The organism is Ruegeria sp. YKSF131, from assembly GCF_059612645.1.
Genome location: NZ_JBXWQZ010000002.1, coordinates 68826 through 92940, shown reverse-complemented (window position 1 = coordinate 92940; position 24115 = coordinate 68826). Strand labels below are relative to the sequence as shown.

29 protein-coding genes and 1 other RNA gene are annotated in these 24115 nt (G+C 57.9%); 11 read left to right on the top strand and 19 right to left on the bottom strand.

The window, feature by feature from the left end:
- Window positions 1–138: 138 nt before the first annotated feature.
- From AC2FLZ_RS01385 to AC2FLZ_RS01345, 9 genes are all read right to left on the bottom strand, one after another.
- The gene (locus AC2FLZ_RS01385; RefSeq protein WP_496881633.1) at window positions 139–1242 is read right to left on the bottom strand and encodes a glycerate kinase type-2 family protein; all 1104 of its coding nucleotides are present in this window, start codon (window positions 1240–1242) and stop codon (window positions 139–141) included.
- The gene (dtd, locus tag AC2FLZ_RS01380) at window positions 1242–1679 is read right to left on the bottom strand and encodes a D-aminoacyl-tRNA deacylase (protein ID WP_496809095.1); all 438 of its coding nucleotides are present in this window, start codon (window positions 1677–1679) and stop codon (window positions 1242–1244) included. Before dtd ends, AC2FLZ_RS01385 begins: the two co-directional genes overlap by 1 nt.
- A gap of 42 nt (window positions 1680–1721) precedes the next feature.
- Entirely contained in the window at window positions 1722–2390 is a 669-nt protein-coding gene (locus AC2FLZ_RS01375) for a nitroreductase (protein ID WP_496881632.1), read from the bottom strand.
- 65 nt (window positions 2391–2455) lie between these two features.
- Window positions 2456–3559: a TFIIB-type zinc finger domain-containing protein gene (locus AC2FLZ_RS01370; protein WP_496881631.1), complete on the bottom strand. Its 1104-nt coding sequence runs from the start codon at window positions 3557–3559 to the stop codon at window positions 2456–2458.
- Between the two features lie 47 nt (window positions 3560–3606).
- Window positions 3607–4752, bottom strand: coding sequence for an SPFH domain-containing protein (locus AC2FLZ_RS01365; protein WP_480516152.1), 1146 nt, complete (start codon window positions 4750–4752; stop codon window positions 3607–3609).
- A 21-nt stretch (window positions 4753–4773) separates the two neighbouring features.
- Complete coding sequence (locus AC2FLZ_RS01360) at window positions 4774–5694, bottom strand: DUF2927 domain-containing protein (protein WP_480476918.1); 921 nt, start codon at window positions 5692–5694, stop codon at window positions 4774–4776.
- Between the two features lie 49 nt (window positions 5695–5743).
- Window positions 5744–6934, bottom strand: a complete 1191-nt coding sequence (locus tag AC2FLZ_RS01355; RefSeq protein WP_496714880.1) for a toxic anion resistance protein — start codon at window positions 6932–6934, stop codon at window positions 5744–5746.
- 30 nt (window positions 6935–6964) lie between these two features.
- On the bottom strand, window positions 6965–7879 hold the full coding sequence (locus AC2FLZ_RS01350; protein WP_496881630.1) for a 5-bromo-4-chloroindolyl phosphate hydrolysis family protein: 915 nt from the start codon (window positions 7877–7879) through the stop codon (window positions 6965–6967).
- A 175-nt stretch (window positions 7880–8054) separates the two neighbouring features.
- Entirely contained in the window at window positions 8055–8870 is an 816-nt protein-coding gene (locus tag AC2FLZ_RS01345; RefSeq protein ID WP_480475739.1) for a pseudouridine synthase, read from the bottom strand.
- Window positions 8871–8931: 61 nt separating this feature from the next.
- On the opposite strand from AC2FLZ_RS01345, the gene AC2FLZ_RS01340 reads away from it, so the two are divergent.
- On the top strand, window positions 8932–9390 hold the full coding sequence (locus AC2FLZ_RS01340) for a nucleoside deaminase (RefSeq protein WP_480493855.1): 459 nt from the start codon (window positions 8932–8934) through the stop codon (window positions 9388–9390).
- Window positions 9391–9415: 25 nt separating this feature from the next.
- On the opposite strand, the gene AC2FLZ_RS01335 is transcribed toward AC2FLZ_RS01340, so the two are convergent.
- Together AC2FLZ_RS01335 and AC2FLZ_RS01330 are read right to left on the bottom strand one after the other, a co-directional pair.
- Window positions 9416–10387 (bottom strand): adenylate/guanylate cyclase domain-containing protein, encoded by a 972-nt coding sequence (locus AC2FLZ_RS01335; protein WP_496881629.1) that lies wholly within the window; start codon window positions 10385–10387, stop codon window positions 9416–9418.
- Between the two features lie 7 nt (window positions 10388–10394).
- Window positions 10395–11087: a metal-dependent hydrolase gene (locus tag AC2FLZ_RS01330; RefSeq protein WP_496881628.1), complete on the bottom strand. Its 693-nt coding sequence runs from the start codon at window positions 11085–11087 to the stop codon at window positions 10395–10397.
- A gap of 59 nt (window positions 11088–11146) precedes the next feature.
- On the opposite strand from AC2FLZ_RS01330, the gene AC2FLZ_RS01325 reads away from it, so the two are divergent.
- Window positions 11147–11818 carry a ceramidase domain-containing protein gene (locus AC2FLZ_RS01325; RefSeq protein WP_496821685.1) on the top strand — a complete coding sequence of 224 codons (672 nt, stop codon included), beginning with the start codon at window positions 11147–11149 and terminating at the stop codon, window positions 11816–11818.
- Window positions 11819–11893: 75 nt separating this feature from the next.
- Here AC2FLZ_RS01325 and AC2FLZ_RS01320 read toward each other — a convergent pair whose 3' ends face one another.
- Window positions 11894–12457 (bottom strand): DUF4202 domain-containing protein, encoded by a 564-nt coding sequence (locus AC2FLZ_RS01320; protein WP_480493731.1) that lies wholly within the window; start codon window positions 12455–12457, stop codon window positions 11894–11896.
- A gap of 157 nt (window positions 12458–12614) precedes the next feature.
- Window positions 12615–12773, bottom strand: coding sequence for a hypothetical protein (locus AC2FLZ_RS01315; RefSeq protein WP_480554025.1), 159 nt, complete (start codon window positions 12771–12773; stop codon window positions 12615–12617).
- 228 nt (window positions 12774–13001) lie between these two features.
- Between AC2FLZ_RS01315 and gatC the strand changes: the two genes are divergently transcribed.
- The 5 genes from gatC (at window position 13002) to rnpB (ending at window position 16716) form a co-directional block, all read left to right on the top strand.
- Window positions 13002–13289: an Asp-tRNA(Asn)/Glu-tRNA(Gln) amidotransferase subunit GatC gene (gene gatC, locus AC2FLZ_RS01310; RefSeq protein WP_480475753.1), complete on the top strand. Its 288-nt coding sequence runs from the start codon at window positions 13002–13004 to the stop codon at window positions 13287–13289.
- A 3-nt stretch (window positions 13290–13292) separates the two neighbouring features.
- Window positions 13293–14780 carry an Asp-tRNA(Asn)/Glu-tRNA(Gln) amidotransferase subunit GatA gene (gene gatA / locus AC2FLZ_RS01305; RefSeq protein WP_480475755.1) on the top strand — a complete coding sequence of 496 codons (1488 nt, stop codon included), beginning with the start codon at window positions 13293–13295 and terminating at the stop codon, window positions 14778–14780.
- Window positions 14781–14819: 39 nt separating this feature from the next.
- Entirely contained in the window at window positions 14820–15524 is a 705-nt protein-coding gene (locus AC2FLZ_RS01300; protein ID WP_480554027.1) for a hypothetical protein, read from the top strand.
- On the top strand, window positions 15475–16194 hold the full coding sequence (locus AC2FLZ_RS01295) for an N-acetylmuramoyl-L-alanine amidase (RefSeq protein WP_496881627.1): 720 nt from the start codon (window positions 15475–15477) through the stop codon (window positions 16192–16194). The genes AC2FLZ_RS01300 and AC2FLZ_RS01295 overlap by 50 nt, the downstream gene beginning before the upstream one ends.
- 124 nt (window positions 16195–16318) lie before the next feature.
- Window positions 16319–16716, top strand: an RNA gene (gene rnpB, locus AC2FLZ_RS01290) — RNase P RNA component class A.
- Window positions 16717–16722: 6 nt separating this feature from the next.
- Here rnpB and AC2FLZ_RS01285 read toward each other — a convergent pair.
- The 3 genes from AC2FLZ_RS01285 to AC2FLZ_RS01275 all read right to left on the bottom strand — a co-directional run bounded on the left by AC2FLZ_RS01285 (window position 16723) and on the right by AC2FLZ_RS01275 (window position 18614).
- Window positions 16723–17055, bottom strand: coding sequence for a GYD domain-containing protein (locus AC2FLZ_RS01285; RefSeq protein WP_480475761.1), 333 nt, complete (start codon window positions 17053–17055; stop codon window positions 16723–16725).
- A gap of 66 nt (window positions 17056–17121) precedes the next feature.
- The gene (locus tag AC2FLZ_RS01280; protein ID WP_496881626.1) at window positions 17122–17964 is read right to left on the bottom strand and encodes a DUF2182 domain-containing protein; all 843 of its coding nucleotides are present in this window, start codon (window positions 17962–17964) and stop codon (window positions 17122–17124) included.
- 14 nt (window positions 17965–17978) lie between these two features.
- Window positions 17979–18614 (bottom strand): DUF1326 domain-containing protein, encoded by a 636-nt coding sequence (locus AC2FLZ_RS01275; protein ID WP_209504621.1) that lies wholly within the window; start codon window positions 18612–18614, stop codon window positions 17979–17981.
- Window positions 18615–18892: 278 nt separating this feature from the next.
- On the opposite strand from AC2FLZ_RS01275, the gene AC2FLZ_RS01270 reads away from it, so the two are divergent.
- From AC2FLZ_RS01270 to AC2FLZ_RS01260, 3 genes are all read left to right on the top strand, one after another.
- Window positions 18893–19600 (top strand): DUF533 domain-containing protein, encoded by a 708-nt coding sequence (locus AC2FLZ_RS01270; protein WP_496809103.1) that lies wholly within the window; start codon window positions 18893–18895, stop codon window positions 19598–19600.
- Between the two features lie 127 nt (window positions 19601–19727).
- Window positions 19728–19895 carry a 50S ribosomal protein L33 gene (gene rpmG, locus AC2FLZ_RS01265; RefSeq protein ID WP_037309480.1) on the top strand — a complete coding sequence of 56 codons (168 nt, stop codon included), beginning with the start codon at window positions 19728–19730 and terminating at the stop codon, window positions 19893–19895.
- Window positions 19896–20111: 216 nt separating this feature from the next.
- Window positions 20112–20618 carry a hypothetical protein gene (locus AC2FLZ_RS01260; protein ID WP_480493740.1) on the top strand — a complete coding sequence of 169 codons (507 nt, stop codon included), beginning with the start codon at window positions 20112–20114 and terminating at the stop codon, window positions 20616–20618.
- Window positions 20619–20803: 185 nt separating this feature from the next.
- Here AC2FLZ_RS01260 and AC2FLZ_RS01255 read toward each other — a convergent pair whose 3' ends face one another.
- The gene (locus tag AC2FLZ_RS01255; protein WP_480493742.1) at window positions 20804–21580 is read right to left on the bottom strand and encodes a Bax inhibitor-1/YccA family protein; all 777 of its coding nucleotides are present in this window, start codon (window positions 21578–21580) and stop codon (window positions 20804–20806) included.
- Between the two features lie 183 nt (window positions 21581–21763).
- The gene (locus AC2FLZ_RS01250; protein WP_480493744.1) at window positions 21764–21973 is read right to left on the bottom strand and encodes a YjiS-like domain-containing protein; all 210 of its coding nucleotides are present in this window, start codon (window positions 21971–21973) and stop codon (window positions 21764–21766) included.
- Between the two features lie 127 nt (window positions 21974–22100).
- Here AC2FLZ_RS01250 and AC2FLZ_RS01245 point away from each other — a divergent pair, with 127 nt between their 5' ends.
- The gene (locus AC2FLZ_RS01245; RefSeq protein ID WP_496714884.1) at window positions 22101–22982 is read left to right on the top strand and encodes a LysR family transcriptional regulator; all 882 of its coding nucleotides are present in this window, start codon (window positions 22101–22103) and stop codon (window positions 22980–22982) included.
- 6 nt (window positions 22983–22988) lie between these two features.
- Here the strand turns inward: AC2FLZ_RS01245 and AC2FLZ_RS01240 are convergent, their stop codons facing one another.
- Window positions 22989–23945, bottom strand: coding sequence for an NADPH:quinone oxidoreductase family protein (locus AC2FLZ_RS01240; RefSeq protein ID WP_496821678.1), 957 nt, complete (start codon window positions 23943–23945; stop codon window positions 22989–22991).
- Window positions 23946–24115: the final 170 nt, after the last annotated feature.

Sequence of the window (24115 nt, the reverse complement as noted above, 5' to 3'; positions counted from 1 at the left end):
TTCTCCTAGATGCCGAAGGCCGAATCGCAAGTAACCTTGTTTGGCGCGATGCCCTTTCCACAAGAATACTATGATACAATTCTGTTTCAGGCCAGTTTCCGAGCCTTTGCGGTACGGCGCGGTGCGATATGCGTCAATTCATCCACGTATTGCGACAACCAGGTCCATGACATTGGTGCCGGTTGGCCCGGTTGTCAGCAAGGCTTGGGCTTTTTCCAGAAACGATCCGCTGTCAGCATTTCGAAGGGCGGTTATCCCGCTTGCGCTCCATGTTGCGCCGGTAATGATTCCCCCTGCCGCATTGGTCGGCCCGTCTGTGCCGTCCGTGCCGCCGACAACAACTGTCAGGTTTGGCTGCCCGGCAATCTCCTGCGCCAGTGCAAGTGCCAGCGCCTGGTTTCGCCCACCGCGCCCAGGGTGATCGGGCAAGACCACTGTCGGCTCTCCGCCGAAGACCATCACGCCCTTTTCCATGCCGCGCAGCAGTTGGCCGAGATGTGCGGCAACCTTCAGATAGTCGTCATGCAGCGCCTCTTCATCGGCCCAAACCTTTAGCCCAGCCGCTTCGGCGGCTTGTACAACCGCACTGCGGGCATGGGCGTTCGAGGCCACGATCCGCGTGACGGCCTCAAATGTGTGGCTGGAAGGCAAAGCGCCGACACCCGATCCAATGACATTGAGGTCGTCGCCCGGTACGTCCGAGATGGCCAGAACGGTCGCGCGCGCGCCCGCAAAGTGCGACAGCAACCCCCCGCCTTTGATGCGGGACAGTTTGCGCCGCTCAGCGTTCATAGCGCCGATGTCCATTCCCTCTGACAGTAACTTGCGGTTCAACGCTTCAAGATCGCTCAGCGATTTTCCGGGCAAAAGGTCCTCGGCCAACGAAGACGCGCCACCCGACACCAGAAGCAGCACATGTGATCCGGGTTCCATCTGCTCCAGCGCAGCACGCAGAGCGCGCCCGCCTGCAAGGCTGCGGTTGTCCGGAACCGGGTGCGAGGCTTCGATCACCTCGACAGTGTCAGGCAAGTCCCGACCGTGATCGTCCTTGGTCACGACAAGCGTGGGCACCGCGCCGAACTGCTCCAACGCCGCCCGTGCCATGGCGGCGGCAGGCTTGCCAACGGCCAGAATACGATCCGGTTTCGGGATGTCGTGCAGGGCGGCCTCGGTGGCGGTGTATCCGTCAACGGCCTCAACTCCGGCGCGCCAAAGTTGAACGGCTTGCTTTTCAGTATCCATCAAGTCTCCACCCAGATTGTGACCGGTCCGTCGTTGACAAGTTCAACGGCCATGTCGGCCCCGAATTGTCCAGTTTCCACCGCTACACCTTGCGCAGCAAGGTAGTTTGCGAAGGTGTTATACAGATGCTCGCCCAGTTCGGGCGGTGCTGCAGTTGAAAACCCCGGCCTGTTACCGCTTGTTGTATCTGCCGCCAATGTAAACTGGCTGATCACCAAGGCTGACCCTTTTACATCCAGAAGCGAGCGGTTCATCTTGCCCGCGTCGTCCTTGAAGATCCTGAGTCTGGCGGTTTTCCGGGCCAGTTTTTCAGCCTGAGCCTCATCGTCCCCCTGCATGGCGCAGACAAGAATCAAAAGCCCCGGACCGGATACGCCAATGACGTTGCCATCGACCGATACTTTGGCTTGCGAAACTCTTTGCAGCAAAGCGCGCACGTGGTTCCCCCCTCTTGGCGATTATCTTGCCTGAGCGATGGTTTAGCCGCGCCAGTCGACAAAGTCACCCAGCGCGGCACGATCTGTGCGAAAGTTATTTGCGGGGTGCTTTCTGTCCGAATACCCAAAGGAAATCGCGCACAGGATCAGGCGGTCTTCCGGGATCCGAAAATATCTGTGCAGGAAAGGGCCATACGCGGCTAATGCGGCCTGAGGAATGGTTGCCACTCCCAACGCCTGCGCTGCCAACGAAAAAGCCGTAACAAACCCTCCGCAATCCATTGCGCCATATGGCCCAAGTTCCGCCGGGCTTGAGACGATGGCGCAATGCGGTGCATCGAACAGAGCGAAATTGCGCATCATTTGTCGTGCCGATCCTGCCCGGTCCCCGCGTTCCACACCGACTGCTTCATAAAGCGCCCAACCGCACGCGCGGCGGCGGTCTTGATAGACGCCTGAATATGACGCGGGAAACGGAAGATCGGGGGCCGGTGCGCCTGTTTCAGCTTCGTTTTGCATCGCCGCGCGGAACCTGTCGGTCTCTGCGCCGCTTGTGATCACCAATTGCCACGGCTGCGCGTTACACCAGCTTGGGACCCGGGCCGCGCTGGCCACGATTTGTTCGATCTGCTCTTTTGGTACAAGGTCGGGCAGGAAGGCCCGGCAGGAATGGCGTTTCTCCAGAAGGTTATTCAGTTCTGCGAATGACACAGGCGCCTCGTTGTTATGTTCCGACCCTTAGGATGATCATGCCGCGCGAGATGTACAAGCAGTTGCTATTGCTGCCCGTTGGCTGCCAGATACCCGACAACCCCGGCAACAAGCAGGCCCAGAACAACGGCAATCGTGATCTTGATGGCTGACCACGGACGTTCCCCCTGAACCCGCCCAGTTCGACCGTTCACCACAAATCGATAGGTCTGCCCGCGATATTTGTAAGCCGCCATCCAGATCGGCAGCAGAATATGTTTGAATGTGACATTGCGCACCTCGGTGTCCACCGCGTGGATACGCTGCTTGTCACCCCCAATATCGAAGCGAACATCCCGTTCGATCACGCGCGCCATATGCGCGCGGGCCTCGGTATAGCCCTCATTGAGTTCAACCGTATACGCCTCGGCGCGAAACCCGGCGAGGTATTCTGGCTGGTAAGGTTCAAGTGCCGGCAGATCCCAAGGCTGTAACGCGTCAGTGTAAGCCTTGGGCAGCGACTGCGAGGCCAGCACCAGAACGTCATCAAAAAACCGCGCAACACGACCTGATTTGGGCGACCAGCGCACTTTTGGCACCTGTTGCTGAACCCGTTTACCGTCCCGTATCACGGTGCGGGTTTCATAATAAATCACGCCGCGCTCACCACGGTAGGTGGACTTGGTGTCGGCATCAAAGGTCCAGTAAGGCACATAGATGCCCTGCATCTTGCGGCCCTTGCGGGCATAATCCTTCAACCCGTTTGGCGCGAACCATAACCGCCCCAGCCAATCGCTCATCGCCTTATGCGCCTCGCGCTCGTCGAAAGCAAAAGGCAGAACGCCCTTCGGTTTGATATGCCGGTTCACACCAGTGTTGGTTACCACCGGCGTGGCACAGAACGGGCATTCCGCAGCGTGCGTATTGGGGTCGAATTCAACCTGCGCCGCGCAGTTCGGACAGGACAGAACGCGGGTCTGTTCCAGCTCGCTGTCAGGCAGACGATCCGCAATGGCCGCGTCAAAATCCAGTTCGCGCAGGCTGGCACCTTGCCAGGGACCCGATCCGATGGGTTCGGAATGACCACAATGATCACATGTCAGCGTACCATCGCCAGGGCTGAACCGGTAATCTGCGCCGCATTGCTGGCAGGGGAAGCGGTGCTCTGCAAGGTCAGGGGCGTGTGTCATACATTACCCAATAGTGTCAGGACAGATGGAGGAGTGTCGCGTTTTGGTCAGGCCCCCGGCGGCGGTGGCGGCAGAATGGTGAACAACTGCGCCAGTTCCTGCACGTCTCCGGCCTTCTTCCAGCCGTCCTGGCCCGCGGTCCAGACATAGGTGTCGCGCGTCAGATCGCCCTCGCTGGCCATTCTGCCCATCCTGGCTTTGGAAAACGGGCCGCTGGTCTGCCCATCCACGGCGATATGCCAAACATGCTCGACCGGTGGCGGCGGCGGGGCCACATGGGCTGCCGGTCGCGGGGCAGAGGGGGCGGGCGCTCCCCACGGGCCGCTTGGCTGGCCTGCTGCGATGTTTGACATCTGCTGTGCCATTGCCATGCCCATTCCCATGCCAAGACCTGCGCCCATGCCACCGCCCTGGCTGGGGTTGCTGGCCGCAGCCGTCATCGCCTCCGCCGCGGAATACTGTGTGAATTTACCCAGATCTCCGGCCAACCCCATCGAGGTTCGCTTGTCCAATGCGGCCTCGACCGCTGGCGGAAGCGAAATATTCTCGATGTAGAATTCTGGCATTTCCAACCCATAGCCTTCCAGCACCGGGGAAACTTCGGCCGCGATCAGTTTGCCCAGATCAGCCGTGTTTGCTGCCATGTCCAACACGGGAATGCCAGATCCCGCAATCACGCGGCTGAATTCTTGCACGATGATGTTGCGGACCTGAAAGCTGATCTCGTTCATGGTGAACTCGCCGTCGGTTCCAACGATTTCCACAAGGAACCTGGCCGGGTCTTTTACGCGCACGGTATAGGTGCCATAGGCACGAATGCGGGTCGGCCCAAACTCGGGGTCGCGCAGCATGATCGGGTTCTTGGTCCCCCATTTCAGGTCGTTGAACCGGGTCGTGTTGACAAAGTAGATCTCGGACTTGAACGGCGACTGAAAGCCATGATCCCAGTGCTGTAACGTGGTCAGGATCGGCATGTTGTTAGTCTCAAGCATATAGAGACCTGGCGTGAACACATCCGCCAGCTGCCCCTCGTGCACAAATACTGCCGCCTGACCTTCCCGCACCGTCAGCTTGGCACCGTATTTGATTTCATGGCCTTCACGCTCGAACCGCCAGACCATTGTGTCGCGAGTGTCGTCAACCCAATGGATGACGTCAATGAATTCTCCGGTCAGAAAATCGAATATTCCCATTTGGGTTCTCCTGTCCTTGGGTCAGAGCGGCTGCCCCATCAATTCCCGGGCAATGACATGCACGATGGGGCGGGCCTGATCGACTGTCACGCCGGGCTCAAGCCGCTTGTCATAAAGCATTGTCAGCAGTTTTTCGTCATGGCTCGTCAGCAGGGCAAACTCGTCATCATCATTGAAGATCGATGGGCGTGCTGCCGGGCTATCGTTCGACAATCCCAGCCCCTGTGCGATTTCTTCGTGGATACAGCTGCGACGGACCAGATCAGTCAATTCGGCCCGGATCAACGCAACGGCGCGCACATATTTATACGGAGAGGCCGTTGTCGCCGAGGCAAAAACAAAACAATCGAAATTCGATCTCGGATTTGCGACCAGATCAAGCGAAGCCTGACTGATATTCGGGATCAGCTGTTTCAGTCGGGACACCACATAGGCGCTGTCGTCCTTGCCCGCGAAGAAGACGTGGAAGTTAGCGTTTCGGGAGACCACGGAAATCGGATGATCCGTCAGCCTCGCCAGGCGCGACGCAAAGGATTGAACCCGTTCCGCATCTTGTTGCCGTACGGCGGGCAGCACGGAAGGCCCAAACTCAGTCTGGATGCGCACCGGCCCCGACCACCGGCTGAGCTGCCCGTCTGTCTGGCGCGAACCGATGGAAACGTTTTGGGTCGGATATTCGCTGTAGAACGCAATCGTTTCGAAATTTCGCGCCAGATCCTGGGCGTCATAAGGTGTATCAGGGCCGCCCCCGTCTGTCCGCAATAACCCCCGCACCAGAAGGTCGCGTTCGACACGCTGGTAAAACCGCGCCAAATCCTGACTTGCGGCAGAGGGCGGTACATAGGCATTCGCCGCAACAGAAACAGGCGCTGGGCGCGCTTGCGGTGGAATCGAGGAAGTCAGTGTTTCATCGCAATTGGCCAAAGCCAAAACCGCCGCCATCCCCAGCGCCTTTTTCAGATATGTAATATCCCGCACGCCCAGTTCAGCCTCAGCCGGGGAGAGCGGTTCCGGCGTTGTCGCCGGTCCCGTCTCGTCGCGCCTTGGCGGATGCCAGAGTGTCGCGCAGTTCCGCCTCCATCTTCTGCAGCTCGGCCTCGGCCGCGGCACGTTTGGCTTTTCCTTCATCCGCAATGGCCAGGCTTTCGTTGATAGTGCCGATCAGGTCTGCGTTGGCCTTTTTGACAGCTTCGATATCGAACACGCCGCGTTCCATTTCCTCGCGGATCATCTTGTTCGACTGGCGCAGATTGGCAGCATTCGAAGTCAAAAGCTCGTTGGTCAAATCGTTGGCGTCGCGCACCGCGGCGGCAGCTTCGGCGCTGCGCTGAATGGTAACGGCCTGTGCCAGTTGCGTTTCCCACAGCGGCACGGTGTTCACCAGCGTCGAGTTGATCTTTGTGACCAGAGACTTGTCGTTCTCCTGCACCAGCCGAATCGAAGGCAGCGACTGCATCGTGACCTGACGGGTCAGTTTCAGATCGTGCACGCGGCGCTCCAAATCGTCACGCGCGGCGCGCATGTCACGCAGTTCCTGCGCTTTCATCACTTGTTCTTCTTCTGGCGCGGCCTGAACGGCAGCTTCCCTTTCGGGGATGTCGTGGCTGTCCAATTCGGTCAGCTTTTCTTCACCCGCCGCGATGTACAGCGCCAGTTCATCATAGAAGCCCAGTGTTTTTTCGTACAGCAGGTCCAGCGATTTGATGTCCTTGAGCAGTGTATGCTCATGCCCCAGAAGATCGTCGGTTATGCGGTCGATTTGCCCCTGAACTTCTTCAAACTGAGCGGTGAATTTCGCAAATGGCGCGGCCCTGCCCAGCAGCCTTTCCCACCAGCTGCGCTCGCGGCGCACGTCCAGCTCACTGACCGAAAACCCGCGGATCGTGGTCACGATATTGCGCAGGCTGTCGCCTGCGGGGCCTACATCCTTGTTGCGCACATCCGCCAGCATGGCCTGACTGATTTCCTGCAATTCGGCCTGAGCGGAAGATCCGAAAGCAACAATCGAATTGGTGTTGCTCATGTCGATCTCGTCCATGCGCTTGCGGATCTCGGCACTCACTGGTTCGTCGGCTTCTTCAAGCGAGATAACCTCGGCCTTTGGTTCGGGCAGGGCAACTGCGGTGACTTCCTGCACCAGTGTTTCGGCCTGAGCCGCCTTGTTCTTGATCTCATCGGACATGGGGATGTTCCTCGCTCAAATAATGGCCGGTCAGTCCAACCGGACGCCTTCGCGCTGCAGTCTTTCGCGCAGCACGTCGATTTCGACCGTCAGATCACTGCGGTCATCCAATAGCATTTTGCGCGTACGCGCGGCGAAATTCTGTTCTAGGTCATCCAGCAGCGCGACGTAGTCCGTCATCGCCTGCGCATCGCGGGTCCGGGCATAGACATCGGCGAACTTGACCGTCGCATCACGCGCGCCCTGTAGATAAACCGTCATGTATTTTCGCGCGCCCGCCAGATCGCGGGGGTCTTCCTCGACCGTTCGAAAAAGGTCACGTGCAGTGTCCTGAAACCGTTCCAAACGGGCTTCGATCCGGCGATCACCCGCGCGTTTGATGGCGTCCGTCATCTCGGAAAGACGGTTTTCCGCATCCTCAACGACCCGGGCAACGCGATCTTGCTGAAAGGTGTCAATTCCTTCCATGCCTTTGTCCTTCATCGGATCAAACCCGAAGGAGGCCGAATGCAGCACGGTTGCTGCCGCGCCGAACAAGACGGGGGCAAGCAGGCTGACTTGTGATGCCGTTTCCGCATTCAGAAACTCGGTCCGGTACGACGCAAGAGCGGCACCCAGACCTGTCAGAAGGCTGGCAAAGATTTTACGCGGAAAAGAAGGTCGGCGGGCGGTTTTACGGGCGTTAAACGCGGCTTCGGCCCGCAGACCTTCGCGCAGCAAAAACGCAGCTGCCGTCAGCAGGCCAGCTGCGATCAGACCAATGGTCATGCCAATCGCGCCGTCGTTCAGCGACAGAAATACCAATGGGATCGCCGGTATGAACAGGACATTGGCCCGTGCACCCGCAGGTTCGACCCGCGCGCCATCGAATTGTCCACGGGGCTGAAGAGTGTCACCGGACGCATTGTCCTGAGGGCTGTATTTGCCGCCAAATCGCTTTGCCATGCGTTACAAGCCCCCAAGCACGCCTGTGCACACGCCAAACAAAAGCACCAGCAATACGGCGTAGGCGAATTTTTGCACTCCGCTTCCGGACATCACGCTCCCCAAATAGCAGCAATCACAGAAAATTTAGGGGATACGCATGCTTGGCGCTAGGGGGAAGGTTGCCGAACCTGCATCACTTGCGGGGATTCTTGCCGATGGGCGGGCGTTTTCTTTGTGGTCGCGTCGGGCGTTTGGGGGCCGCTTCGGGTTTGGCATCCGAATCCAGGCCAAGTTGATCGCGCATAACGCGGCGGCGGATTTCTTCGACTTCGCCCGGCTTCAGATTGCCCAATTGGAACGGTCCGTAAGAAACCCGCAACAAACGGTTCACATTAAAACCGATATCTTCCATCGCGCGGCGGATTTCACGGTTCTTTCCTTCGCGCAGACCGATGGTCAGCCAGGCATTGGCCCCTTGCTGGCGATCCAGCGTGACGGTCATCGGCTGGAACCGCTCTCCCTCAATCACCAGCCCTTTGCGCAGCGGTTCGAAATCTTCGTCTTTCGGGCGGCCGTTTACCCGCACACGGTATTTGCGCAACCAGCCGGTCGCTGGCAGTTCAAGCTTGCGCTTGATAGCACCATCATTAGTCAGCAGCAGCAGACCTTCGGAATTCAGGTCAAGCCGGCCAACGCTCATCACCCGCGGCATGTCTTCGGGCAGCTTGTCGAAAATCGTATCGCGCCCTTTTTCGTCGCGGGTTGTTGTGACCAGCCCAGCAGGCTTGTGATACAGCCACAAGCGCGAGGGTTCCGGTTCCGAGACCGGTTTACCGTCGACAACGATCTTGTCTTTTTCTGTTACGTTCAGGGCGGGGCTGTCGATGGCCTTGCCATTTACGGCCACGCGGCCAGCTTCGATCATGCGTTCGGCCTCGCGCCGCGACGCGACGCCGGCGCGGGCCAGGACTTTGGCGATCCGGTCGCCGGGAGGAGGGGTCTTGTTCATGTCTGGGCCATACCCTATCCCGCGCGCTTGCGAAAGGCAGGTTTCTGATGCAGTCAGGGGCATGATGTTCAAATCGCATATGGAACAGGCACTGAGTGAGGCGCGCGCTGCAGCGGATCGCGGCGAAGTGCCCGTTGGCGCGGTCATTGTCGGGCCGGACGGCTCTGTTGTGGCGGTGGCAGGAAACCGGACGCGTGAGTCGAACGACCCAACGGCGCATGCAGAAATCCTGGCTTTGCGCGCGGCCTGTGCCCATGCTGGATCTGAAAGACTGCCCGGACATGATATCTATGTCACACTGGAACCCTGCGCCATGTGCGCAGCGGCCCTGGCGGCCGCGCGTATCCGGCGCGTTTATTACGGGGCTTCCGATCCCAAATCCGGCGGCGTGGCCCATGGCGCGAGGGTTTTTTCCCACCCGCAAGCGCATCACAAGCCCGAGGTCTATGACGGCTTAGCAGCCAAAGAATGTGAAACCCTGCTGCTGGATTTTTTCGCAGAAAAACGAAAAGAAAAATGAGGCTGGCCTGACAGGACGGCTACTGTCAGTTCCAGTCCAGGCGATACACTGTCTGCTGCCCGCCGAACCCTTTCAGTGAGACCGATTTTGGCGTGCTGAATTTCAGACCGCCCGCCGGGCTGACCAGCAATCTGGTTACGTCGGTGACGTGAATTTCGTTCGGGCCACTTACGTCTGTCACGCGCGCGGCCTTATTGACGACGGACCCGAAGAAATCCTCATCTTTCTGTATGACGTCGCCGGTATGAATTCCAATCCGCAGACCCAGAGGTGTTTCGGCATTTTCCAACGCGTTCTTACTTTGCAGCTCGATTGCTGCCTGGATTGCATCCTGAACCGTTGGGAAGATCGACATCGTGCCGTCCCCAAGGGATTTGACCAGCCGTCCCTGATGGGCGTGGATGAGGTTTTCAGTCAGATCAAAATGACCGGAAATAAGCTGGGCCCATTTCTTGTCGCCCAATTGCCGGGTGATATCTGACGACCCGACAATGTCAGTGAACATGACCGAGGCGGTTCCCTCGGTCTGATCCTGTGTGAACTCCTGCTTTGCGGCTTCGATCAGTGCATTCAACGCCGCATGTTCGATGCCGATCTTTTCCATGTTCGAGGTTGGGTTGGACACATGCAGCTGCACCATTTTCCAGACGCCGTCTTCCAGATGCAGTACAAATGTAAAGCGGTGCCAGGCTGAATTGCCGTTCGAATGAAAGGTCAGCGTCGCTTCGCAAAATGCCCAGCCCACATCCCCACATTCAAAAGCTTCCAGCGAATGTTCCTGCCAGTCATAGTACGGGATTTCCTTGGTGTGATCCGCGAAGCCACGGCGAAACACCTGCCCGGACCATGCCTCTTCATCCGCCGAGCCCTGATACCGCAGGTGTTCCGAGGATGACAACATATTGACCAGCACAGCCCGATCCTTGTCATGAACGGCTTGATTCCATCGCCGTACAACTGCGATCAGTTCAGGTGAAGGGACAATGTCGCTGGTCATATCATCCCTACAGCTTTATCGCCTGCATAACCTGCGGTTCGATGACGTCTACACCCGGCAAAGCACCTGCCAGCGCCTGAGCGGATTGCTCAAGAATCGGGAAGGTCTTGTAGTGGCAGGGGATCACAGTTTTGAAGTTGAAGTATCGTTTGGCTGCATAGGCGGCGCCTTTCATATCCATGGTGAAGTGCCCACCTGTGGACAGGATGCCGATATCGGGTTTGTAGTAATCCCCCATCCAGTCCATATCCGCCATGATATCCGTGTCACCTGATACATAGACCATGCGGCCCTCGGTACTGATCATGAAGCCGACCTCGCTGCCGCCCGTGCGCAGGCCATCCGGTGTCGAAAATGTCGAGCTGTGAGAGGCCGGGACCATTGTTACCTTGACCCCGTTCAGGTTGACCGTACCGCCCTTGTTGAAACCAATGGTCTCGATGCTTTCGGCTTCGGCCCAGTACCCCATCAGGTCATATTGTCCCACAACCGGAATCTTCAGGTGTTTGGCCAAAGGCAGAACGTCGACGACATGGTCAAAATGTGTATGGGTCAGAAGGATGTGGGTGGCGCCATCAACGGCGGCGTCATGCTGTTCCTCGGGCAAGACCGGGTTGCCGGTCAGCCAGGGGTCGATTAGCAGCACCTGTCCCTGGGTTTCGATACGGAAACTTCCATGGCCCAACCAGATAATGTTCATAATTATTTCCTCCCAATCATTCTGTTGGCGGCAGCCTAACATCGGATAAGTAAATTTCCATGGATTGGTTTCGTGAAATAGACGGGTATTGCGAGCGGTTGTCTCCGGCCTACTGGGCCGAGCCCGTTAACGCGGTCACAAACGCTGCTTTTCTGATTTGCGCATGGGTCATGTGGCGGCGCGTGCGCAATCAGAACATGCCGCTGGCCAAGGTTCTGGTGGCGCTTCTGGCGATCATCGGGTTTGGCAGTTACCTGTTTCACACGCATGCGCAGGTATGGGCGGCTTTGGCGGATGTCGCGCCCATACTGTCGTTCATTTTGGTCTATATCTTTGCGGTGAACAAAAACATCTGGAGGATGCCTTTGGGGCTGGCGTTCGGGGGAATGCTTCTTTTTCTTCCCTATGCGGCTGCTGCTGTCCCACTTTTCCAACAGGTTCCGGGGCTTGGAGGGTCGGCGGTTTATGCGCCGGTCGCTTTGCTGATCCTGATCTATGCTGTTGCGTTGCGCGACCGTGATCCGATTCTGGCCAAAGGGCTGAAAATCGGGGCGTTGATCCTGATCCTGTCGATTGCCTTCCGTGCCCTCGATATGCGTCTCTGTGCTCAATGGCCGGTGGGGACACATTTCATGTGGCATATCCTGAATGCTATTATGCTGGGCTGGATGATCGAAGTGTATCGTGCGGCCCTCATCAGGGGCCGCGTCACCCAAACTCGTGGATCATGAGCATATGTCGGGTAGGCCTGTCGTGACCATCCTTCAGACTTATGATTCGGTCGGTGAAACGGCGCGGCCCTTTTCTCAGTCTTGAAAGGCTGCGGCCAGATGATCCGGCAGGTCGAATTCGCACAAAACCCGTGCGCGGCCCTCGGGCGACATCTTGCGGGCAGTCTTCTCAACGATGCTTTGGATTTTCTCGGCTGAGTGTTTCGCCGCAAAGGGCTGGAAATACCATTTCAGAAATACAAAGCAGATCACATCTTCCAGCGCCTGCACCTCTGCATCGCGTTTGATGCCTTGCTTGCGCAACATGCGACCCGCGGCTTCGGCCTGCTCGGCGTCATAGCCTTCTTGGGTCATCAAACTCATCACCACATCCGCGTGATGCACACCCTGCGCCTTGCGCCAGGCCAGATAACCCGCCCGGCCTTCAGGGAATTCATTGCGGGCAAGTTTCCACCGCTCCACATGTTGACCACGCGCCGCAATCTGCAAGGCGTCGGACGCGCCCGGAAACAGTCGGTCAAGCTCTGCGCTCATCCGCTCGCCGTAAAGCTGCGCTTCGGGGCGGCCATCATCGCGATTGGGGTCATTTGCGTTGGCCGCATCAATGGCATCCAGGACCGCTTGTTTTTGCGTGTTCATCAGCTGCTCCACTTGCTTGTCAGAACCGCAAGTGCCCTATGCAGTTCCTTTTTGGTATTTGCAGCAATGCTAACGACTCGCTTTGGGCTGTGCACCCTCGAATATGCGCTTTGGCCGGGTCGGAGAGGGGATATCCGACCCGGCCGGAACCTGCGCGTCACTTTGCAGGTTTAACCTTGTCCTGTGTGACCGGCTCCGTCACAGGCGACGGGAAGGTCAACGTGCGTGTCAGGTTGTTTGTGTCGATACCCAAGGCCATGGCCGGTGCGGCCAAAAAGGTGGCGGACAAGACTGCGGCAATCATCAGGGGTTTCATGGTTTTCTCCGGTTTGCGTTGTGTCGCACAATTAGAAATGAACAGTATAGTTCAGTTTTCAAGATCAATATTGAACTAATCAGTTTACGTTTTTGCATACCACTCATTCAGTTTTGAATGGCGGGTGTCATGTGGGGGATCAAAAACTCGCCACGGCCTGTGGCGCAGCGGTCTTGCGACTGCCGCGACAGACAGGTAAACGCCCCATAACGTAGATGAGGGAAGCCGATGTCGATTGACCAAAGCACCGCCGCCAAAGTGGCCAAACTGGCCCGGATCAAGGTCGAGGATGACGCGCTCCCGGCGCTGGCATCCGAGTTCAACACCATCCTAGGGTTCATCGAACAGCTGAACGAAGTGGATGTCGAAGGTGTCGAGCCGATGGTTTCGGTCACGCCGATGCGGCTGAAACGCCGTAAGGACGAGGTGACCGACGGCAACCAGCAGGACAAGGTTCTGGCCAACGCCCCTGACGCCCGCGAAGGGTTCTTCGCAGTCCCTAAAGTGGTGGAGTAAGACATGAGCGATCTGAACAAACTGGGTCTGGCCGAGGCACGCGATGCCCTGCGTTCCGGTGACGTCACTTCTGTCGAGCTGACTGACGCCTGCCTGAAAGCCATTGACGAGGCAGATGCGCTGAACGCTTTTGTCCACAAGACGCCGGAAATTGCGATGGAACGCGCCAAGGCCGCGGATGAGCGGATCCAGCGTGGCGATGCACCGTCGATGTGTGGCCTGCCGATCGGTATCAAGGATCTGTTTTGCACCAAGGGTGTGCCGTCGCAGGCGGCGTCGAAAATCCTGGAAGGGTTCAAGCCGGAATACGAATCCACGGTTTCACAGCAACTGGCCGACGCGGGCGCGGTGATGCTGGGTAAACTGAACATGGACGAATTCGCCATGGGATCGTCCAACGAAACTTCGACCTATGGCAATGCGGTCAGCCCATGGCGCCGTGGCAACGATGATGCGCATCTGACACCGGGTGGCTCCTCTGGCGGCTCTGCGTCTGCCGTGGCTGCTGATTTGTGCCTGGCGGCGACAGGTACCGACACCGGTGGCTCGATCCGCCAGCCTGCGGCCTTTGTTGGCATCACGGGCATCAAACCCACCTATGGTCGTTGCTCTCGTTGGGGCATCGTCGCCTTCGCGTCCTCGCTGGATCAGGCAGGACCAATGACCAAGAACGTACGTGATGCAGCAATCATGCTGGAAACCATGTGCGGGCATGACCCCAAGGATTCGACCAGTGCCGAACTGGCCGTCCCGAATTTCGAGGCCATGCTGACTGGTGACATCAAGGGCAAGAAGATCGGTATCCCGAAAGAGTACCGTATGGACGGCATGCCCGCCGAGATCGAAAAACTCTGGGCCGATGGCGCAGCGATGCTGAAAGCCGCGGGTGCCGAGATTGTCGATATCTCGCTTCCGCATACCAAATACGCGCTGCCCGCCTATTACGTGATTGCCCCGGCCGAGGCATCTTCGAACCTCGCCCGCTATGACGGTGTTCGCTATGGCCGCCGCGCACAGCTGGCGCAGGGCGATGGCATCACTGAGATGTACGAAAAGACTCGCGCCGAAGGCTTTGGCCCCGAGGTGCAGCGCCGCGTGATGGTCGGCACATATGTGCTGTCCGCAGGTTTCTATGATGCCTATTACAACCGCGCGCGCCGGGTCCGGACCCTGATCAAGAAAGACTTCGAAGACGTGTTTGCCGCGGGCATCGATGCCATTCTGACACCGGCAACCCCTTCGGCGGCGTTCGGTCTGGGGGAAATGACCGAGGCGGACCCTGTTCAGATGTATTTGAACGACGTCTTTACGGTTACCGTGAACCTCGCGGGCTTGCCCGGTATCTCGGTCCCCGCAGGCCTGGATGCACAAGGTCTTCCATTGGGGTTGCAGCTGATCGGGCGCCCGTGGGAAGAAGGTGACTTGCTCAACACCGCTTATGCGCTGGAAAACGCAGCCGGATTTGTGGCCAAGCCCGGCAAATGGTGGTAAGCCTTCGGGAAAGTGGATTACCAAAAACGGAGCCAAACAATGCGTGTTTTGCTTTTGGTCCCGGCCCTGACACTGGCTGCGGCCTGCACCAATGTCGCGCCGTTGACCAGCACGGGTTTCAACACGCCTGAATATCAGGCGCGGCGCGAGGCTCAATTGGCCGGCCAGGGTGGAGCGATCAATCCGCTGCTGGCTCCGGTCGATGTTTCCCAGCAACCACTGGGCGCGTCAGGAGCATCAACCTTTGCAACGGGTGAAAATGCGGACATCGCCAACCAGACCGCCGCAGCGTTGGCCAGCACGTCCGGGCAATCCTCGGTCCCCGCGTCGCCGGCTTCCGGCTCCAGCAGCAGTGCGATCTCTGACGAGCAGGACTTCGCGGCCGTGTCCGAGAGGCGCAGCATCCAATCCGATGCCGCGCGGATTGAACAAAACCGCCAGACCTACGAAGTTGTCGCACCAACCGCCGTGCCTGAGCGCACGGCGAGCGGCCAGCCGAATATCGTACAATATGCGCTAAGCACCTCCAATCCGGTGGGCACGCAACTCTACAGCCGCTCCGGTTTCAACCTGCAAGCCAAGGCACAGCGGAACTGTGCGCAATTCCCGTCACCGGATCAGGCTCAGATCGAATTCCTGTCCAACGGCGGTCCGCAACGTGACCGCAAGGGTCTGGACCCGGACGGCGACGGCTATGCCTGTGGCTGGGACCCCAGCCCGTTCCGCAGTGCCGTTAACAACTGACGCCCTGACGCCGATCTGGCATCCGTCTCCGAATTTCGGCAAGCGCCGGGGCGGGTTGGTGCCATTCTTGATCGTGATCCACTATACGGCCATGGACAGTGCACTGGCGGCTCTGGATCGCCTGTGCGACCCGGCTTCCGAGGTTTCGGCCCATTACCTGATCGGCAATGACGGCACCCTTTGGCAAATGGTGCGGGAAGAAGATCGCGCCTGGCATGCCGGGGCAGGGGAATGGGGCGGCAAGGACGACATCAACTCGCGCTCGGTTGGGATCGAACTGGACAATACCGGAACACATCCGTTCTCGCAGCCGCAAATGGCAGTGCTGGAACAGCTGTTGCCCCTGATCATGACCCGCTGGTCCATTACGCCGTCCGGGGTCATCGGACATTCCGACATGGCGCCCGGGCGCAAATCCGACCCTGGGCCGCGCTTCGACTGGAACAGGCTCGAAAGGCAAGCGCTGGCCAAACCGCGCGGCACAGGAATTGATTCGATGTCACCTGATGCAGAAGCATTTCGCGCCTCTGCTCGGATGGCAGGTTTCACCGCCCCCGTGGACGATGCAAAACTGCTGGCGGCTGTCCGATTGCGATTTCGACCCTGGGCGAAAGGTCCGCTGGACATGGCGGATATGAATGCGCTCACCCCGTCGGACATAACAACCTGATCCGCTCTTCATCTGGCCAAAAATATCCCGGGGTTGAATTGGCCGCAGGCCGAGAAGGGGCTGGCCCCTTCTCTGATCCGTCAGCTCTTGACGCCGCAGACCACAAAGCCTACCCAGCCCAGGCGCGGAGGGCCGGATGGCCGCTGGGGCGTACGCCCGAGAGGAAAGTCCGGACTCCACAAGACAACGGTGCCGGGTAACGCCCGGGCGGGGCAACCCGACGGAAAGCGCCACAGAAATCAGACCGCCCAGGGCCTCGGCCCCGGGTAAGGGTGAAACGGTGGGGTAAGAGCCCACCGCGCCGCTGGCAACAGTGGCGGCACGGCAAGCCCCACCGGGAGCAATGCCAAATAGGGTCCCCGCGCGGGCCGGTCGGCGCAAGCCGATACCGCCGCTAAGTGCGTCTTGGCCGAGAGGGACCGGGTTGGCAGCTTGAGCCGTGCAGCAATGCACGGCCTAGAGGAATGGTCATTGAAGGGGGAAACCCCGGAACAAGATCCGGCTTACAGGCCCTCCGCGCGTATCCTTTTATCCTCCGGGCGGCGTGTACGTCCCCGTCAACCTTGCGGCTTTCTCAGTGACCGAAACGAACTCGTCCGCAGTCCAGGCTCGAACCGTTTCTATGTTCGTGACCGCACCCGATGCCGCGACTGCCATGCCGACCGCCACAGCATCTGTTCCGTCTGGCGCTTCGCTGATCACGACCACGTCATTGCTGCCGGTCGTCATGTAGAAGGACAACAGTCGACCGCCGACTTTCTCCAGTAATGCTTTCACCGGGCCGGTGCGGTTCTCGGGCTTTTGCAACATGCCTTTGACGCCAGCCTGCGAGTAAGTCGCATAGGTAATGAAAATGGGCATTGGAACCTCCGTATTAACGAAAATTACAGGGCCTTTCAGTCAGCCGACCCCGAAGGCTGTCACGTGTCAAATGTCAAAAATCAACGGTGCCATGATAAACCAAAGACCTGTGCCGATCAGTGCCACACCTGACACTGGCACCAACCACCTGGTCCTGGGTAGAAGCTTTTCCAGTGCCACGTAAGCGGCGATACCGACAATCCAATAGAGGTTCATTATCCCCCCGATGAATAGCAGCAACATCAGAGCCCAGCAGCACCCAAGGCAATGTGTGCCGTGCAAGGCTCCGGTTCTGAACGCGCCGAAGGGGCCGGGCCGGTTGTGACCGGCCAGAAACCTTGCGGGGCTTTGGCAGTAACGAAGACACGCGTTCTTTAAACTCGAAAACTGGTAAAACCCGGCAGCCAGCAGAACACATCCCGCGAAGAGGCCGGAGCGGATTGTCATCATCGGCCCGTTCGACAGCCCGATATGTTCCAACTCCCACTGCATTGCCGTTGCAGCCAGGCTGAACGCACCCCAGGTCACCAGATAGCCCAACAGGAAACACAGGCTGAACTTTGCCGCACGGTCTTTCTCAGGACCCATTCGCTTTGTTGCGGCAAACAAAAGCACGGCTGGCGCGGCACTTGGGGTCATCATGGCAATCATCATGATCCACCACATCAGGAAGATGAGCAGGGTGTAACCGAAGCTCCAGACGGTTGCGGAACCCATCTGCATGGGCTCTCCAACCGGGCCTGCCATGCGGGTCATTTCGACCGCAGACATACTCATCCCGACGCCGGCAACTGTGTACCAGGTGGCTGCAAGAATGATCAGAAGGACGCTGCCCAACACGATTGCATTGTCCTGCCTCAACAGCCGCTCAATCGCCCCGGCAGGGGCTGCCGCACTCTGTCTGGTCATGAGAAAGTCTCCGGCTACGCGCCCAGAACACCGTGACCCGAGAGGTTCAGATGTGCGAGATGAGCGTGCGTGGCGTCAAAGGTAAGACTGATCTCACCACCCGTTGTTTTGGCCGACCCGGAGGCAGCCTCGGCGTGGCGGTACTCAAAGCCGTTCGGCAACTGGATCGATGCCCTGTGCGCAGCGCCCGATACGATATGAGGAATCGGGCTGACCTCGACGTCGAAGACCCCTTGAACCCTGGCATAGCCACTGCGATCATCGCGGTTCCAGTTCAATTCGATCGGTACAAAAAGCGTTTCATGTTTCGTCGGTGCCATCGCACTGTAAACGTACCACATGGTCGCCATTTCATCGGTGTCTTCGCCGGTCATGATGGCCTGCAATGCTGCGCGCTGTTCGGCTGTAGCACTTTCGTCAATGATCAGTTGCATCTGACCATTGCCTTCGTGGATCGGTCCCGGCCAGTGATAAACACCTGCTGCCCGCAAACCTGCCAGATCAGTATCGCCATAATGTCCGCTTTCGATGTCGAAAACGACCACTGCCTCGCAATTGCCATGAGATGGAAGAACGCTGAATTGGCAGGGGCAACCGAAATTGCAATTACAATTGGCCAGTTCTTCGCCCTGAATAACCCACTCTGTCATGATAGCCCCCCAAGAAAAGCTGCGTAAAACAACACTGCTCCGCGCGGGCATTACCTGTTTACACTGCCTTGGCCGTCGAGCCTGAAGTCGGCCTCTTGGACGTATCAGTCGCGGTAAACCTATCACGATATCGTGATATGTACAAACTTAGTCACTGCCGTCCGGTCCTCACCGGCTTGGAAATTCAGTCCAGAATCCCGTGGGGGTTGAACGTGGTATTCGCCTTTGCATTCCTCTGATAGAATTGGGGCATATTTTGAAAAACCGGGAGGATTGTCATGAGCTTTATGAAGACACTTGCGTCCGTTGCAGTTGGTTTCGCAGCCGCGAAGGGGCTGGAAAAATACCAGAAAATGGGCGGAATGGCTGGCTTGCAGGACATGATGCAAGGCGCAGGCGGTGGCCTTGGCATGGATCAGCTCGGCAAGATGGCAGAACAGTTCGGCCTTCCCGGAGGTGCGACAGGCCTTCAGGATATGATGGGCAAGATGGGGTTGGGTGGCAGTACCGCCGGTGCCGCCGGTCTTGGCAGGCTTTTGAATGCGATGCAGGGGGCGGCCAGAACTGGCAGCCAGCAAACCACCGACATGATGGAGACGGTGTTTGGCGGAACACCAGCCGGGGCCGCGATGGAAGCTCAGGCCAAGCTTATGTTGCGGGCAATGATCCAGGCGGCCAAGGCAGACGGCGAATTGGATGAACACGAGAAAGAAACGATCCTGGGTGAACTGGGCGATGACATCAGCGACGAAGAACGCGCATTTGTGCAGGAACAACTGAACGCACCCGTCGACGTAATGGGTCTGGCAGCTGATTCTGGGGCGCCTCTCGGAACGCAGATTTATGCGATTTCTCTGGCGGCAATACGGTTGGACAATGATCGTGAGGCCGCATATTTGCGGCAATTGTCCACTGCGCTGGGCCTTTCGGACGGTGAAAGAGACCAGATTCACAACTATATGGGCGCACCAACGTTGCCGGGTTGAACCTGTGCCCGATTCCTGGGCTGGGATCGTCCGATTGGCCTTGACATGCACGGCGTAGCGCGTAAAAGCGCACGCTCATAGGAATTCAACCGAAAGGCCCCTGCCTTTCCGGACGCAGGAGATAACCATGGCGAAGCCGACGACAATCAAGATCCGTCTGAACTCGACCGCGGGCACGGGCCACTTCTACGTGACCAAAAAGAACGCACGCACCATGACCGAGAAAATGACCATTCGTAAATACGATCCGGTGGTTCGGAAGCATGTCGAGTACAAGGAAGGCAAGATCAAGTAATCTTTCCGTTCCATTTGGACTTTCCAAAAAGGCTCTGCTTGGCAGGGCCTTTTTTCGTGCTGAATTCCGGTGGATGGTTGCCAGAAACGTCAACATGCCCATCTGGGGCCGTTGCAGGAGCGCATCAGCCACCGATGCAATCGCATGGCCTGTGGCTTGCTTTTTGTGCCGACCTGCAAGTACGCTTGAGCAAACCGCCACAAAATGTTGACCGCCATGAAAAAAATCTTGTTATCCACAATAGCCGTTCTGACTTTGGCGGCCTGTGAAGACCCGTTCAACCGCAAAGGTGTCGGGTTTACCGGAATCGATGGCGAACCCCGCACGATTTCCGACGTTCCCGGAGCCGTCGCTTTTCTGCCGCCCGAAACGAACGTCCCTGCCGAACTGGCAGAGCTTCAGACCGTCACTCTCTTGGTTGATGAAGTGGATCCATCCAAGGTGGCGTCCGTTGCCATCGACAATGGCGGGCAGACGCCGGGCAATGCGGTCCAGCTACAGGGCAGCGATACGAATCTGTTCTTGAGCACCGTCAGTGTCAACGGAACCTTGTATGGTGTCCTTCGTACGCCGACGAACAGCGTTAAGGTCGACAACTCGGTCGGCGTTGGTTTTGCGCAAGAGGCCGAGCGTTTCACCGGGTGTATACCTGCTGGCGATGTGTTCCGCAAAGGCACGTCCGAGCGTAGTTCGGGCTTTGCAGTACCGTTGAACTGTAGCTAAGTCTTTTACCTTCTGATGTATCATGCCCTCGCCGATCTAGCGGGGGCTTTTTCTTGACCGGGCGCGCGTACATCGCTGCCTTTTCCGGTAGAACTTGTGCGCCGGACAAGCTCTATCACCAGTTGGTTCAAAACGAAAAAAGGCCGGTCTGATGACCGGCCTTTCCCCATACCAATGGTATGCAATTACTCGCGGTTGCCCAGGAATTGCAGCAGGAACATGAACAGGTTGATGAAGTCCAGGTACAGGTTCAATGCACCCATGATAGCAGCCTTGCCCAGCCATTCCTGATCGCCACTGTGGGCCATTTGCAGGTATGTGGTCTTGATGTTCTGGGTATCGTAGGCGGTCAGGCCCGCGAAGATCAGAACGCCGATGGCCGAGATTGCAAAGGCAACCGCCGAAGACGCCAGAAAGATGTTCACAACCATCGCGACGATCAGGCCGATCAGGCCCATCATCAGGAAAGTGCCCATGGCGGACAAGTCTTTCTTGGTTGTGTAACCGTACAGGGACAGGCCCGCGAACGCGATTGCGGTGATCAGGAAGACCTGGATGACCGACTCACCGGTGAAAACAAGGAAGATCCAGCTGATCGAAATACCCATCACCGCAGCAAAAACGTAGAACACCAGCTGTGCGGCGGCTGCCGACATGCGGTTGATCCCGGCGCTGAAGCCGAAAACAAACAGCAAAGGTGCAAACATGATGACCCAGCGCAAGGGCGACGCGTAAATGCTATAGCCCAGCGATGTCAGATAGGTATCGGCATTCAACTGTGCCGCCGCGGCTGACGGATCGCTTGTGGTTGCCAGGCCCGCGATGGCCCAGGCTGCTGCGAACGTAATCAGCATGCCGACGGACATAGTGCCGTAGACTTTGTTCATATGGGCGCGCAGGCCCTCATCAATCTCGGCAGCGCGCGCGCCGGCCGCCGTCCGGATCGTGTCGAATTGTGCCATCAAAGGGTCTCCCTTTACATAATTATTCAGCCCCCCTGCTATGAGGGAAGCGTTCTAGGCAAATATCGGCAACTCAGGGCTGTGTTTCAAGTATTTACCGCGGAAAACCTACTAATTTACGCAACAAAAGTGGCGATCCGCAACACGTGACCGCCACTCATGAACTAAAGATATGTATTTGCATCATTTCTGCCAGAATTCCGGCGCGTCCCAGACGAAACGTCTGGCTTCGGCATCAGCCTCTGATCTACAGACTCCGATGTCCTGAAGGGCGCGATCATCAAGTCGCGCCAGCCGACGGCGTTGACGCTTCAGGGAAACAGCACGCCTGATGATAGTGCCGAGCGATTGCTTCTTGGGATTGCAATGGTGATGAATGGCAATTTGGGTCATATTTATTGTCCTTTCGTGCATTCTCGATGGTTTATCTCGTCTTCATCAATTTCCTTGATTGATATGGGGGAGTATGACATATTTTTAAAACGAATATTTTTGATGAAACACATAAGGAATCGTGAAGATGCGGAATCTGGACATCACAACCCTTCGGTCATTTGTTGCGGTGGCGGATCAGGGTGGGGTGACTCGCGCTGCCGGATTTCTGCATCTGACGCAATCTGCGGTCTCGATGCAGTTGAAACGGCTGGAAGAGTTGCTTGGCCTTCAGTTGTTGGACCGCAGTGGCAGAACGATTGCCCTGACCGCGTCTGGCGAGCAACTGCTGGCCTATGCGCGCCGTATGATCGCATTGAATGATGAGGTCATCTCGAAACTGACCGATCAGGCCTTTGAAGGTGAGGTGGTATTGGGGGTTCCTCACGACATAGTTTACCCGGCCATCCCACGGGTCCTGCAACGGTTCAACGCGGATTTCCCACGGGTCCGAGTTCAGTTGGTCTCGTCTTATTCCTTGCAGTTGAAAGACATGTACAAACGCGGCGAATGTGACGTGATCCTGACCACGGAACCGACGTCGGTGGACGGTGCGGAAACCATTGCAGAGCTGCCCTTGCGCTGGATAGGTGCGCCGGGTGGATCGGCCTGGCGCAAGCGTCCGCTGCCTTTGGCACTTGGACGTCGCTGCTTGTTTCGACCACAGGTGATCTCTGCGCTGGATGCAGCCGGTATTCCCTGGGAACTGTCGGTGGAAACTGAAAACGACCGCACAATCGAGGCCACAGTCAGTGCTGATCTGGCAGTGTATGCGGCACTGGAAGGTACCGAAGCCGCACATCTTGAACAGATCGAAAGCGGGGGTGCGTTACCGGACCTACCTGCGCATATGATCAACCTGTATGGTGGCGAACCGGGTCGAGACGCGGTTGTCGAAGCGCTGGCACAATTGGTGCGTCAGAACTTCCGCCTTCTTGGGGGGACGCAGCTCCGTGCCGTAGTGGGCTGATTGTGGTCAGGCGGTGATCACGATTTTGCCTGTCGATTTCCGTTCTTTCAGCAACCGCATGCCCTGCGCGACCTCATCAAGAGGCAAGACGTGGCTAATGTGTGGATTGATACGGCCCTCGGCGTGCCAGCGGAAAAGAGTGTCAAAACTTTCGCGCACGGCTTCTGGCCGGAATTTCAGATACCCGCCAATGTAAAAACCGATCACAGTCAGATTCTTGACCAGCAGATGATTGGCAGGGATTTGCGGAACATCGCCGCCGGCAAATCCGATGGGCAGCAGGCGGCCTTCGGGATTGGTGGCGCGGAAGGCCGCCTTGAACACATCGCCGCCGATTGCATCATAGACGACATCCGCGCCGCCAAGCGATCTGACCCGATCCCTTAGATCCTCTGAGGTATCAATCAGGTGGTCGGCCCCCGCCGCACGGGCAACGGCCAGCTTTTCAGGGCCGCGGGCCTGTGCGATGACGGTGGCGCCCATGAGCTTGCCGATCTCAACCGCGGTCAGCCCAACGCCGCCTGCTGCGCCGGTTACCAGAAGTGTCTCGCCGGGTTGCAGCCTGGCGCGGTGGTCAAGGGCCATGTGACTGGTACCATAAGCAATCTGGATCGCGGCGGCATCTTCGAAACGGGTCGTGTCAGGCAACGGGATCGCGCGATAGGCATCGAAAACGCCATACTCTGCCAGCCCGCCCTGACCAGAATAGACGGCGATCCGATCACCCGGTTTCAGGGTGGGCACACCTGGACCGATGGCATCCACGACACCGGCTATTTCCATTCCCAAAGTAAACGGCGCAGGCGGTGTATCCTGATACGTTCCTTTCTGCATTAACAGATCAGCGAAATTCAAACCGCAGGCTTTGATCGCGACCCGCACCTGGCCCTCACCCGGCTCGGGTTTTGGTACATCGCACAGCTGGGCAACTGCCCCCTCGGATTGAATACAAAAGGCCTTCATGTGGCTCCTCACGTGTTTCGGGCATTGGCACGTCGGCTGTACAAGATGTCAATTCCTTATGCGCTGCGTCCTGAAACGACTGAAAATCTGTCGCATGTCCAACCGGGGCAAGCGAAAAGCGCACAGGGCTTTTGACACATACAACCACAGCCCTTGTGAGGGGGGATCGA

Excerpts from the sequence above, each read along its gene's own strand:
- AC2FLZ_RS01385 (WP_496881633.1), bottom strand. The coding sequence starts at position 1,242 with ATGGATACTGAAAAGCAAGCCGTTCAACTTTGGCGCGCCGGAGTTGAG.
- AC2FLZ_RS01370 (WP_496881631.1), bottom strand. The coding sequence starts at position 3,559 with ATGACACACGCCCCTGACCTTGCAGAGCACCGCTTCCCCTGCCAGCAA.
- AC2FLZ_RS01365 (WP_480516152.1), bottom strand. The coding sequence starts at position 4,752 with ATGGGAATATTCGATTTTCTGACCGGAGAATTCATTGACGTCATCCAT.
- AC2FLZ_RS01360 (WP_480476918.1), bottom strand. The coding sequence starts at position 5,694 with ATGGCGGCGGTTTTGGCTTTGGCCAATTGCGATGAAACACTGACTTCC.
- AC2FLZ_RS01355 (WP_496714880.1), bottom strand. The coding sequence starts at position 6,934 with ATGTCCGATGAGATCAAGAACAAGGCGGCTCAGGCCGAAACACTGGTG.
- AC2FLZ_RS01350 (WP_496881630.1), bottom strand. The coding sequence starts at position 7,879 with ATGGCAAAGCGATTTGGCGGCAAATACAGCCCTCAGGACAATGCGTCC.
- AC2FLZ_RS01345 (WP_480475739.1), bottom strand. The coding sequence starts at position 8,870 with ATGAACAAGACCCCTCCTCCCGGCGACCGGATCGCCAAAGTCCTGGCC.
- AC2FLZ_RS01340 (WP_480493855.1), top strand. The coding sequence starts at position 8,932 with ATGATGTTCAAATCGCATATGGAACAGGCACTGAGTGAGGCGCGCGCT.
- AC2FLZ_RS01335 (WP_496881629.1), bottom strand. The coding sequence starts at position 10,387 with ATGACCAGCGACATTGTCCCTTCACCTGAACTGATCGCAGTTGTACGG.
- AC2FLZ_RS01330 (WP_496881628.1), bottom strand. The coding sequence starts at position 11,087 with ATGAACATTATCTGGTTGGGCCATGGAAGTTTCCGTATCGAAACCCAG.
- AC2FLZ_RS01325 (WP_496821685.1), top strand. The coding sequence starts at position 11,147 with ATGGATTGGTTTCGTGAAATAGACGGGTATTGCGAGCGGTTGTCTCCG.
- AC2FLZ_RS01320 (WP_480493731.1), bottom strand. The coding sequence starts at position 12,457 with ATGAACACGCAAAAACAAGCGGTCCTGGATGCCATTGATGCGGCCAAC.
- AC2FLZ_RS01315 (WP_480554025.1), bottom strand. The coding sequence starts at position 12,773 with ATGAAACCCCTGATGATTGCCGCAGTCTTGTCCGCCACCTTTTTGGCC.
- gatC (WP_480475753.1), top strand. The coding sequence starts at position 13,002 with ATGTCGATTGACCAAAGCACCGCCGCCAAAGTGGCCAAACTGGCCCGG.
- gatA (WP_480475755.1), top strand. The coding sequence starts at position 13,293 with ATGAGCGATCTGAACAAACTGGGTCTGGCCGAGGCACGCGATGCCCTG.
- AC2FLZ_RS01300 (WP_480554027.1), top strand. The coding sequence starts at position 14,820 with ATGCGTGTTTTGCTTTTGGTCCCGGCCCTGACACTGGCTGCGGCCTGC.
- AC2FLZ_RS01295 (WP_496881627.1), top strand. The coding sequence starts at position 15,475 with ATGCCTGTGGCTGGGACCCCAGCCCGTTCCGCAGTGCCGTTAACAACT.
- AC2FLZ_RS01285 (WP_480475761.1), bottom strand. The coding sequence starts at position 17,055 with ATGCCCATTTTCATTACCTATGCGACTTACTCGCAGGCTGGCGTCAAA.
- AC2FLZ_RS01280 (WP_496881626.1), bottom strand. The coding sequence starts at position 17,964 with ATGACCAGACAGAGTGCGGCAGCCCCTGCCGGGGCGATTGAGCGGCTG.
- AC2FLZ_RS01275 (WP_209504621.1), bottom strand. The coding sequence starts at position 18,614 with ATGACAGAGTGGGTTATTCAGGGCGAAGAACTGGCCAATTGTAATTGC.
- AC2FLZ_RS01270 (WP_496809103.1), top strand. The coding sequence starts at position 18,893 with ATGAGCTTTATGAAGACACTTGCGTCCGTTGCAGTTGGTTTCGCAGCC.
- rpmG (WP_037309480.1), top strand. The coding sequence starts at position 19,728 with ATGGCGAAGCCGACGACAATCAAGATCCGTCTGAACTCGACCGCGGGC.
- AC2FLZ_RS01260 (WP_480493740.1), top strand. The coding sequence starts at position 20,112 with ATGAAAAAAATCTTGTTATCCACAATAGCCGTTCTGACTTTGGCGGCC.
- AC2FLZ_RS01255 (WP_480493742.1), bottom strand. The coding sequence starts at position 21,580 with ATGGCACAATTCGACACGATCCGGACGGCGGCCGGCGCGCGCGCTGCC.
- AC2FLZ_RS01250 (WP_480493744.1), bottom strand. The coding sequence starts at position 21,973 with ATGACCCAAATTGCCATTCATCACCATTGCAATCCCAAGAAGCAATCG.
- AC2FLZ_RS01245 (WP_496714884.1), top strand. The coding sequence starts at position 22,101 with ATGCGGAATCTGGACATCACAACCCTTCGGTCATTTGTTGCGGTGGCG.
- AC2FLZ_RS01240 (WP_496821678.1), bottom strand. The coding sequence starts at position 23,945 with ATGAAGGCCTTTTGTATTCAATCCGAGGGGGCAGTTGCCCAGCTGTGC.